Below are 10,272 nucleotides of genomic sequence, written 5' to 3' on the forward strand. Positions count from 1 at the left end.
CCCCCACAGTTCCGGCCATGGCTTACGCGCTGGGTTCCTGCTCGCGCAACGTGTCGTCGTTCGCCTCGATGGCGCCAGGTTTTGCCTTGAGTTTAAGCTCGCTGACAATCACCGCCGCCACGATCAACGCGCCACCCAACAGCGCAATCCCCGGTAGCCGCTCGCCGGCCATGCGCCCGAAGATACCGGCCCAAACGGGTTCACCGGCATAGATCAAGGTGGCACGGGTCGGCGAGACCGATTTCTGCGCCCAATTCATCGCCACCTGAATCACCGCGCTCATGGCGCCCAGGCCAATGGCACTGGACACCAGCAGCCAGGAAAAGTCTGGCAGCGCCTCCTGGGTCGGCACCACCATCATGAACGCCAGCACCGAGGCGGTGGCCAGTTGCACCACGGTGACGCGGCGCACATCGACCTGGCCGGCATACCGGCTGATCAGAATGATCTCGGCGGCGATCGCCACGGCACTGACGACGGTGGCGATTTCACCGGAACTCAGGTGAATGGAAGTCCCTTCAGGGCCGGCCAGCAGCATCAAGCCGGCAAAGGCCAGCGCAATGCCGAGGCTCGGCATCAACCCCGGCCGACGACCCAGCACCAGCCACTGCAACAGCGGCACAAAGGGCACGTAAAGGGCGGTGATAAAGGCCGACTGGCTGCTGCTGATGGTCTGCAGGCCCATGGTCTGCAAGCCGTAGCCGAGCATGATCGAAGCGCCGATCAAAACGCCCGCCTTGAGTTCGGTCAGGGTCAGCCCCGGCAATGAGCGCATGAAGACCAGGCCGACAAACAAGGCCGCGGCGCCGAAACGCAGGCCGACGAAAAACATCGGGCCGCTGACGGTCATGACGTTATGCACCAGCAGAAAGGTGCCGCCCCAGAGGATGGTGATCAGCACCAATACCAGCTCGGCTTTGCTCAAGCGGAAGGAGGGCGACAGGCGCCGGGAGTTCTCGGAAATCATGACCTTGCACACGGAAGAGGGGCGACGCACAATGCGACAAAGTGGGCAGTATACTGCGCAAACCCATTATGTGAGCAATATAGTGCACAAAGATTCCAATCCAAGAGCTTCGGTGCTGCAACACGTCAGCCAGAATGTCCGTCGCCTCCGCCAGGCCGCCGAATTGAGCCAGAGCGCACTGTCGGAAAAATCCAGCGTCAGCCGGCGCATGCTGGTGGCCATCGAAGCCGGTGAAAAGAACGTCAGCCTGACCACCCTGGACCGGGTGGCCGAAGCGCTGGGCGTGGCCTTCAGCGATCTGATCCGCGCCCCCGACAGCCGTGGCTCTGGCCGTATCAACGAACTGGTATGGACGGGCGAACACCCTGGCAGCAAGGGCATCTTGTTGGCCAGCGCCACGGCGACCCGCGAAGTGGAACTGTGGGAGTGGCGCCTGGAACCGGGCGAGGTCTACCAATCGGAAGCCGATGCCGATGGCTGGAGCGAACAGGTCTACGTCATCGAAGGCTGCCTGACCTTGCTGATCACCGATCAGCAGCATCGCCTGGGGCCGGGGGAGTTTTACATGTACGCCAGCAACTGCGCGCACGGCTACCGAAACGACGGCGATGTGGCGACACGCTTTGTGCGCAACCTGATGATTTGAGCACTCCTACTTTAGTGTCGGTCAGTTAATCGGGTGACCGGCTTGCGTCTATCATCACTTCCGTTCCCGACACGAGAGCCTTCCATGCCCGACGCAGACATCCTTATCATCGGTGGCGGCCTGAGCGGCACGCTGTTGGCCATGCAGCTGCTGCGGCTGCCGGGAAAGCGGCGCGTGCTGGTGATCGAGCCGCGCAGCGAGCTTGGCCGCGGCGAGGCCTACAGCGCCACCGAGCGCAAGCACACCCTCAATGCCAACGCGGCGCGCATGAGCGTCGACCCCGACAACCCCGATGATCTGACCCTGTGGCTGCAGGCCTATCTGGCCGCTGGTGGCTGGCCCGAGGCCGACCGCCTGCATCTGCCGGTGGCCGAACTGTTCCCCCCGCGTGGCATCTTCGGCCTGTATGTGCAGCAGCGGCTGGCCGAAGCCCAGGCGTTGAACCCGGGCTCAAGCGTGACCCATGTGCAAGCTGAGGCCGTGGATGTACAGCCAGGCGATGCCGGCGCCCAGGTGCTGCTCAGCGACGGGCGCCTGCTCAGCGGCCGGTTCGTGGTGCTGGCCACCGGTGTGTACGCGGCGTCGCGCACCGCCCAGCGCGAGACGGGCGAGCTGAATGCCGCGGCCGTCGACCCCTGGGATGTGACGGCGATGCGCGCGCTCGACCCGCACGGCCGGGTGCTGATCATCGGCGCCGGCCTGACCATGGTCGATGCGCTGGTGTCGTTGCAACTGGCCGGGCACCGGGGGCCAATCGACGTGCTCTCACGCCATGGCCTGCTGCCTCACGTGCGCCGCCAACCCCCGGGCTGGCCGGATTTTCTGGCGGCCGATACTGGCCTGCGCAGCCCCCTGCAACTGTCGCGGGCCTTGCGCGCCGAATGCCGCAAGGCCGCCGAGCGGGGCATCGACTGGCAGGCGCCGCTGGACACCGTCCGGGTGCATATCGGCAGGCTCTGGAGCCAGGCCAGCGAGGTCCAACGCCGCCAGTTTGTGCGCCATCTTCGGCCCTGGTGGGAAAGCCATCATCACCGCTCGCCACCCCAGGGCGCGGTGTTGATCGAGCGTTTGCTGGACGAAGGCCGTCTGCGCATTCGTGCCGCCACGCTGCAAGGGCTTGAGGCCGTGGGCGAGGGCATGGTGAGCATTCGCGTGCGCTTTCGCGGGCAGGCGCATTCGACGCGGCTGGAGGCGGCGGCGCTGATCAACTCGACCGGGATTCAGTACGACTGGCGCAAAGTGGACAAATCCTTGCCGCAAAAGCTGTTCGAACGCGGGCTGGTACAAGCCGGGCCGTTGGCACTGGGCATCGCGGCCGCGCCCGATGGCGCGGTGCTGGGCGCTGACGGTGAGCGCTCGGATTATCTGTTCAGCCTTGGCCCGCCGTTGCGCGGCCAGTGGTGGGAAAGCACGGCCGTGACCGATGTGGCGCTACAGGCCAAGGCGCTGGCCCAGCGTTTGGTGTGACCCCAATCGCGGGCAAGCCTCGCTCCCACATCTAGGATTCGCGCAAACTCGGTAGGAGCCGGGCTTGCCCGCGAAGCTTTTGAGCGCCTACCTAGCAGTTCTGCTAGGTAGGCAAGCGGGTTGTTCTGGGGGATTCTTGAGCCGTTCCGTCAACGTGGATCGGGAGTGATCTCAATGGATGCAAGGCAGAGTAAAAGCAGTGCGGTGACGTTGCTGGCGACCGATCAGCAGCGGTCGGTGTTGCAGGCACAAGGGCGCCCGCGCACGGTTTATACGGCGTATGGGTTTCGTGCGTCGGGGAGTGGGCTGGGGTTTAACGGTCATTTACCTGAAGCGAGGACCGAGAGTTATCTGTTGGGTAACGGTTATCGGACGTTTAATCCGGTGTTGATGAGGTTTAATAGTCCGGACAGTTGGAGCCCGTTTGGGAATGGAGGATTGAGTTGCTATGCCTATTGTGGAGGAGATCCTATAAATAATATCGACCCTTCGGGGCATTCTTTTTTTAGTGCTTTGGCGCGTATTTTCAGGACTGTATTTCCGAAACCTGTCCGGTCTTCCCTCGTTCCTGATGAGGCGCCGCGTTTACTACCAATTAAAACTTCTGTATTGGAGGCGCCGTATTTAAGGGACCCAGCAGCGGTCAAGGCCGCACGACTGATGAAGAAAAATTATACGGGTACCTCAGCTGAGTTTACTAACTCGATGATGTCTATACCCGTTAGGCGATCTGCTCAAGGTCCGGGTCGGTGGGTGCCACCAACCCCTGAACAGTACGCACTTGGTGGTAGGGATACATGGGTGCCGGATGTTAGTAAAGTCAGGGAGCCGAATGTTATAAATTGAGCCCCTTATGATTCACCGGGACATCGTCAATGGTAATGCATTGCTAGAATGTCCAGCCGTTCGCTTGAACTCCAGAACCAAGCGGTCGGTTCATTCTTAACTGTCTGGACAACGCTTTCCCCCTCCATATTGTTGTCCTGAAAGTTCTCAAAATACTGGCGCGGTCGCCGAGGCCGTGCCGGTCTAGAACAACCCCATCTGCCGATCAATCAACCGACCAAAATCATCCCCCACAAACGGCAGAATCGCATCCGCCACCGGCTGCAGTTGCCGGGTCAGATAATGTTCATAATCAATCGCCGAGTGCCGGGTCTCCAGCGGTTCGGGGCCGGCCACGGTGATCACGTAGCTGATCCAGCCGCCGTTCTGATACTGCCGCGGGCGGCCCTGGCGGTCGTTGAAATCGTCGGCCATGCGCGCGGCGCGTACATGCGGGGGTACGTTGCGCTGGTAATCGTCGAGCCGCCGGCGCAGGCGTTTGCGGTAGATCAGGGCCTCGTCCAGTTCGCCGGCCAGGGTGCGGCGCACGTAGTCGCGGATATAGTCCTGGTAGGGCTGGCGCAGGAAGATGCGCTGATAGAGTTCCTGCTGAAACTCGCGGGCCAGCGGCGACCAGTCGGTGCGCACAGTTTCAAGGCCCTTGAAGACCATTTCCTGCTGGCCATCGGCGCGGGTGACCAGGCCTGCATAGCGCTTCTTGCTGCCCTCTTCGGCGCCGCGAATGGTTGGCATCAGAAAGCGGCTGTAATGGGTTTCGTACTGCAGTTCCAGGGCGCAGTCCAGGTCCAGCGTTTCGCGCAGGTGCTCGCGCCACCACTGGTTGACGTGTTGCACCAGCGACCGGCCGATCGCGTCGGCTTCGGTTTCGGTGTGCGGGCCTTTGAGCCAGACGAAGGTGGAGTCAGTGTCGCCATAGATCACCGAGTAGCCCTGGGCTTCGATCAGCTCACGAGTCTTGCGCATGATCTCGTGGCCGCGCAGGGTGATGGAGGAGGCCAGGCGCGGGTCGAAGAAGCGGCAGCCGCTGGAGCCGAGCACCCCGTAGAAGGCGTTCATGATGATCTTCAGCGCCTGGGACAACGGCTGATTGTGCTCGCGCTTGGCCGTCTCGCGGCCCTGCCAGACCCGCTCGACAATCGCCGGCAGGCAATGCTTGCTGCGCGAAAAACGTGCACCGCGAAAGCCCGGCACCGACTCTTCGGCCGAGGGGTGCTGCAAACCTTCCACCAACCCCAGCGGGTCGATCAGGAAGGTACGGATGATCGACGGATAGAGGCTCTTGTAATCCAGCACCAGCACCGACTCATACAGGCCGGGTCGAGAATCCATCACGAACCCGCCGGGGCTCGCCTCGGGTTGCAAGGTGCCGAGATTCGGTGCCACAAAACCCTGGCGGTGCATCAGCGGCATGTACAAATGGCAGAAGGCGGCCACCGAACCGCCGCTGCGGTCCGCCGGCAGGCCAGTGACACTGGCGCGTTCGAGCAGGAAGGTCAGTAGCTGGGTCTTGGCGAAAATCCGCGTGACCAGCTCGCAGTCCTTGAGGTTGTAGCGCGCGAGCGCCGGCTTGTCCTCGGCGAACATGCGGTTGATTTCGTCCATGCGCTGGTAGGGCGTGTCGATCGACTTGCCTTCGCCCAGCAGCGTCTGCGCGACATTTTCCAGGCTGAAGGAGGGGAAGTTCCAGGTCGCCGAGCGCAGCCCTTCGATCCCGTCAATGATCAATCGTCCGGCCGCTGCGGCGAAGTAGTGGGTGCGGCTGCCATGTTCGCGCCAGCCCATCACATCGCCACCCCGGCCCAGCACCAGTGGCACGTTAAGACGTTGGGCATGTTCGTGGAGGATGCGCAGGTCGAACTGCACCAGGTTCCAGCCGATGATCGCGTCCGGGTCATGACGGGCCAGCCATTGGTTCAGGCGTTCGAGCAGTTGCCCACGGGTGTCGCAGTATTCGAGGTCAAAGTCGACGCCGCTGGCATCGCCGTTGGCCGGACCGAGCATGTACACCTGGCGCTGGCCACAGCCCTCCAGAGCGATGGAATACAAATCGCCCTGGGCGGTGGTTTCGATGTCCAGCGACACCAGCTTGAGCGGCGGGCGATAACCTTCTGCAGGCTTGAGCTGGGCATTCGTCAGGCTGCCATCGGCCTGGGGCGTGCCGCCAAAGCAGACCGGTGCAGTGATAAAACGCTCCATCAGGTAGCGTTCGGGCGGGCGGATATCGGCTTCGTAGACCTCGACGCCGGCGGCCTTCAGGCGCTTTTCCAGGTTCATCAACTGGCGGTGCTGCTGGCAATACAGCCCCAGCACCGGCCGTCGCTGAAAATCGCGCAGGCCCAGCGGGCGCAGCTCTGCACCGCGCTCGCCACGCAGCACGGCCTCGCCCTGCGGGCGCTGTTCGGCGGGAATGAAGGCAACGGAAGGTTGCAGGGGCACACGCACATGCCGCGGGCCGTCGTCGGTCGCGAGCCAGAAGCTGACGTGCGTACCCTCGGGAGTATCGTGCCAGTGGCGGGTCAGGACGAAGCCCTGTTGTACATCCACCGTGGTGGCCTCGAAGCGGGAAGATGTCGAGGATTGTACAGGGCCTTGAGATATTTCGCGGGCAAGCCCGCGGATAGGGCCCTCAAGCCTTACACGTCGATGACCCAACTTGCATCAAACCCGCTGTCCTCTCCGGGATAAGCCCCAGGATTAGCCACCACCCGGCACCTGCCGATCCGGTAGTCCATGCGCTCATGCACATGCCCATGAATCCATAAATCCGCCTGCGCCACCAGCGCTTCCAGGTTCGATGCAAAGGCCGGCGACAGGGCATCGCCCTCAAACTGCTCAGGTATCGACCGGGTACTGGGTGCGTGGTGGGTGATGACCACCGTTGGCCCTGTAAAGGGGGCGGTCAGTTGCCGTGCGAGCCATTCTTTGGAAGCTTTGAACAACTGCTGGCTGAGCGCTGGGCTATAGGGCTCATCGCCATAAGTCACACAGTGAAAATCCGGCATAAGGCGCAAGGCCTTGGAGAGTGCCGGCTCGATGCCTTCCTCGCCATAAAGGCCGAAGTCAGTCCACAAGGTGGCGCCCAGAAAACGTACCTCGCCAAGCACCAGCGCATCGTTTTCCAAAAAGTGAATCCCCAGCGCTTGCGCAGTCTCGCGCATCGCCTGGGTCAACTCCGGCAGATCGCCGTCGTAGAACTCATGGTTGCCCGCCACATAAATGATGGGTGTGTCGGCAAACTCGTCGCGGGCCCAGTGCAGGCCTTCAAGTTGGGTATGGATATCACCCGCCAACACCACCACGTCGGTGTCGACCTTGGGCAGCGGCCGCCGACCGTTGTAATGCTCGTGGTGGAGGTCGGAAAGAATACGCAGGCGCATGTCTGGGCTCGAACCTGAAAGAGAAGGTGTTTGCAGCGTAGCAAGATTCTATTGCGATTTAGAACAGCGCAGTTGCCGTTATGCTGTTCGCAATCTGTTGAAAAAGGCTCCGTCATATGAACCCTCGGGAGTGTTGTGCCAGTGGCGGGTCAGGACGAAGCCCTTTTGTACATCCACCGTGGTCACCTCGAAGCGGGAAGATGTCGAGATTGTACGGGGCCATGAGATTTTTCGCGGGCAAGCCCGTTTCCAATTAAAAGCCCACTCTCAAGATAAGTAAGGGCTTCTGTGGGAACGGGCTTGCCCGCGAAGCTTTTGAGGCCAGCCTGGCCGCTGGTTTCTACACTGAATCCGACCCATCCAAAAGTGCTTCGACCAAGGCCTGAGCGACTTCAATGGCATGCAGTGCAGCCCAGTGCATGCCTTTTTCAGACTTGGGCGTCTGTCGGCATAGTTCGTTGGCGGTCGCATGGGCGGATTGCAGATACAACGAAACATGTACCAAGACATCTTCCGCCGGTACATGGCTTCGGACGCTAAAGAGATGCTTGTCACCACTGCCAAGTAAACAGAAAGGGGCGCTGGCCGTTTTGCGCACAGTGCCGGGTACGAACACATCGCCTTCTGGTGTTGGCTTGACCACGGCATCGTCTATGCCATCGCGCAGCGCTTCAACGAGCACTTTCGCCGCATCCAGTGCCCACAAGGTCGCCCAATGCAGGCCGTTATCACCGCAGGTGATGTTCACATAGATGTGATGAGATGCTTGATAGGCGGATTGCAAATGTTGAGCGACATGTCGTAATGCATCTTCGGCGGGTATCCCGGCTGACACATTGAAGAGAGCTTCATGAGCATCGTTACAGGAACAAAAGGGGGTTAGGGCGGTTTGAATGATGGTGCTGGGGCGAAGCGGTGGCGGGTCTGGAACAATCTTCATCATGATGAAACTCCCGAAGTGATGAAGCGGCCACCTATCGCTACCAAACGAAAAGGGTGGCGGCTATACGCAGGTTGGTAGACCGGGACTCCAGGAACCCAGCGCACCCGAGGGCGCCCTGCGTACAGCTGCCATGACGCTCATCAAAGGGCACAAAATGACTGCCTGCCGATGGGAAATGACCGCTTGCGCGCCTGGAAAATCTTCGGGCTACCAAACCCGATCACTGAACATTCAGCGACCGAAAAAGCGTAAGGGCATGACTTCCAGGGGACAAGTTCGCGGGTGCCGACAGGGTGTGTAGGGTATTTCCTGGATCTTGGTTGTTGCTAGAGATTGATGTCAGTAACTGGGTGGAAAAGGTGCTGATGTTTGTAGGAATATCGCTTGTCCAGTAGAGCAGAGGCTATTGGGACGCTGGGCCGTCGCGATGGCGTCAGAGCAGGCCCCCGAAATCTGCCCGAGGTAGACGCAGTTTTTGACAGTAGATGCTGGAACCGCGTCGGTACCATCGCGGGAATCCTTACGCTAGTCAGTTAAGGTCCGGAACCTGTAGGAGGGGCCCCAAAATCATCAACCGCGCAGCCCAGGCACTGAAACAGGCCGCTTCAAATGCGCGCAATGAAAAAGGCTTCGTCGGCGCCAGCCATCGGGCACGGTTGTCACGGATGGATACCAGTTGCGCGATCAAAGCCACCGCCCATCAACTGGCCCGCCTGATCTACGCGATGCTGACCAAAGGCCAGGCTTATGTTGAACAGGGCATGGAAGCTTTTGAAGCCAGAAGCCAAGAGCGTCAACTCCGCGCCTTGCTGCGCAAGGCACGGAAGCTGGGCATGGAACTTAGAAGCTTTTGAGCGCTATTTACAAGAATTTGAGGGCCTACCTAGCAGTTCTGCTAGGTAGGCAAGCGGGTTGTTCTGGAGGATTCTTGAGCCGTTCCGTCAACGTGGATCGGGAGTCATCTCAATGGATTCAAGACAGGGTAAAAGCAGTGCGGTGATGTTGCTGGCGACTGATCAGGAGCGGTCGGTGTTGCGTAGGAGGGGAGGCTATACTCCTTATGGTTTTCAATCATCGTCGGGTGGTTTGGCATTTACGGGTGAGTGGCTTGAAATCCATACGGGTAGTTATTTGTTGGGGAATGGGTATCGGGCGTTTAATCCGGTGTTGATGAGGTTTGGAGGTCCCGATAGTTGGAGCCCGTTTGGGAAGGGGGGGATTAATTGCTATGCATATTGCGGTGGTGATCCTGTCAATAGGGTGGATCCTTCGGGACATAAAAATATCTTTCGCCGACTCTTCATGAGGTTGACCTCTAACAGGAAGGGGACGAAAAAATGGGGGGGCGAAGCGCGGTCGGAAAAAACAATGGAAGATCGAGTGCGCAAAACGATACATACGGTCGAGGTGAAGGATGGCGATAATCGAACGCTTGAAACGAGGGCACAGGATAAATTTATTGTGGATGGGAATAATCCAGATGTTAAATTTTGGCGGGATAAAATCGCAGATCTGTATCCTAGGCGCGAATACTTAGAAGGAGATCCTAAGTATTCAAGGCTGCAAGCTAAGTATCTTGACTCGTATACCAGTCACCTCGAACAAGCAAAAAAAAGAGCAATGATTCTAAATCCTGATCGGCCTGATAATTTTCCCGGGTGGGATAAACGTCCGGTTGCACAGACTTATACATATCAGTATATGGTCAGAGGATGGGGTGATGAGTGGAGAGTCGCTCGTTATCATACGGAATCAACCTACCATCCACGCTAGTGTCCTGTCTCCGAAATAAGTTTCTAGTCTGACTTTCCCCAATGCCAGTCAGTTAAGGCGCAGTACATGTGGGAGCGGATTTATCCGCGAATGAACGATGACGAGCAATGCCTGAAAAACGCGGTGTCCTCATTCGCGGGCAAGCCCCAATTCCAGTCAGTTAAGGCGAGATCCATGTGGGAGCGGATTTATCCGCGAATGAAGACGACGCGCAATGCATGAAAAACCGCGGTGCCTTCATTCGCGGATAAAT

General features: G+C 59.6%; 9 protein-coding genes and 1 pseudogene. 5 read left to right on the forward strand and 5 right to left on the reverse strand.

Annotation, left to right across the window (positions count from 1 at the left end; all coding sequences use genetic code 11):
* Positions 1 to 22: 22 nt before the first annotated feature.
* A complete protein-coding gene (locus tag GUY40_RS22730) occupies positions 23 to 967 on the reverse strand; it encodes a DMT family transporter (protein ID WP_166571157.1) in 945 nt (314 codons plus the stop codon).
* Between the two features lie 82 nt (positions 968 to 1,049).
* Here GUY40_RS22730 and GUY40_RS22735 point away from each other — a divergent pair, with 82 nt between their 5' ends.
* From GUY40_RS22735 to GUY40_RS28900, 3 genes are all read left to right on the forward strand, one after another.
* Positions 1,050 to 1,613 carry an XRE family transcriptional regulator gene (locus tag GUY40_RS22735; RefSeq protein ID WP_166571158.1) on the forward strand — a complete coding sequence of 188 codons (564 nt, stop codon included), beginning with the start codon at positions 1,050 to 1,052 and terminating at the stop codon, positions 1,611 to 1,613.
* An 84-nt stretch (positions 1,614 to 1,697) separates the two neighbouring features.
* The gene (locus GUY40_RS22740) at positions 1,698 to 3,080 is read left to right on the forward strand and encodes an FAD/NAD(P)-binding protein (RefSeq protein ID WP_166571159.1); all 1,383 of its coding nucleotides are present in this window, start codon (positions 1,698 to 1,700) and stop codon (positions 3,078 to 3,080) included.
* Between the two features lie 174 nt (positions 3,081 to 3,254).
* Positions 3,255 to 3,926 carry an RHS repeat-associated core domain-containing protein gene (locus GUY40_RS28900; RefSeq protein ID WP_166571160.1) on the forward strand — a complete coding sequence of 224 codons (672 nt, stop codon included), beginning with the start codon at positions 3,255 to 3,257 and terminating at the stop codon, positions 3,924 to 3,926.
* 183 nt (positions 3,927 to 4,109) lie between these two features.
* On the opposite strand, the gene GUY40_RS22750 is transcribed toward GUY40_RS28900, so the two are convergent.
* The 4 genes from GUY40_RS22750 to GUY40_RS22760 all read right to left on the reverse strand — a co-directional run bounded on the left by GUY40_RS22750 (position 4,110) and on the right by GUY40_RS22760 (position 8,246).
* Positions 4,110 to 6,470: a DNA polymerase II gene (locus GUY40_RS22750; protein ID WP_166571161.1), complete on the reverse strand. Its 2,361-nt coding sequence runs from the start codon at positions 6,468 to 6,470 to the stop codon at positions 4,110 to 4,112.
* An 89-nt stretch (positions 6,471 to 6,559) separates the two neighbouring features.
* The gene (locus GUY40_RS22755; protein WP_166571162.1) at positions 6,560 to 7,303 is read right to left on the reverse strand and encodes a metallophosphoesterase; all 744 of its coding nucleotides are present in this window, start codon (positions 7,301 to 7,303) and stop codon (positions 6,560 to 6,562) included.
* Between the two features lie 78 nt (positions 7,304 to 7,381).
* A complete protein-coding gene (locus GUY40_RS28905; protein WP_371924948.1) occupies positions 7,382 to 7,489 on the reverse strand; it encodes a hypothetical protein in 108 nt (35 codons plus the stop codon).
* 154 nt (positions 7,490 to 7,643) lie between these two features.
* A complete protein-coding gene (locus GUY40_RS22760; RefSeq protein WP_166571163.1) occupies positions 7,644 to 8,246 on the reverse strand; it encodes a DUF3077 domain-containing protein in 603 nt (200 codons plus the stop codon).
* A gap of 563 nt (positions 8,247 to 8,809) precedes the next feature.
* On the opposite strand from GUY40_RS22760, the pseudogene GUY40_RS22765 reads away from it, so the two are divergent.
* Positions 8,810 to 9,100 (forward strand): annotated as a pseudogene (locus tag GUY40_RS22765) (IS110 family transposase); the annotation flags it as partial.
* A 112-nt stretch (positions 9,101 to 9,212) separates the two neighbouring features.
* Positions 9,213 to 10,019: an RHS repeat-associated core domain-containing protein gene (locus GUY40_RS28465; protein ID WP_256675830.1), complete on the forward strand. Its 807-nt coding sequence runs from the start codon at positions 9,213 to 9,215 to the stop codon at positions 10,017 to 10,019.
* Positions 10,020 to 10,272: the final 253 nt, after the last annotated feature.

Source organism: Pseudomonas sp. R5(2019) (assembly GCF_009905435.1).
Lineage (GTDB): Bacteria > Pseudomonadota > Gammaproteobacteria > Pseudomonadales > Pseudomonadaceae > Aquipseudomonas.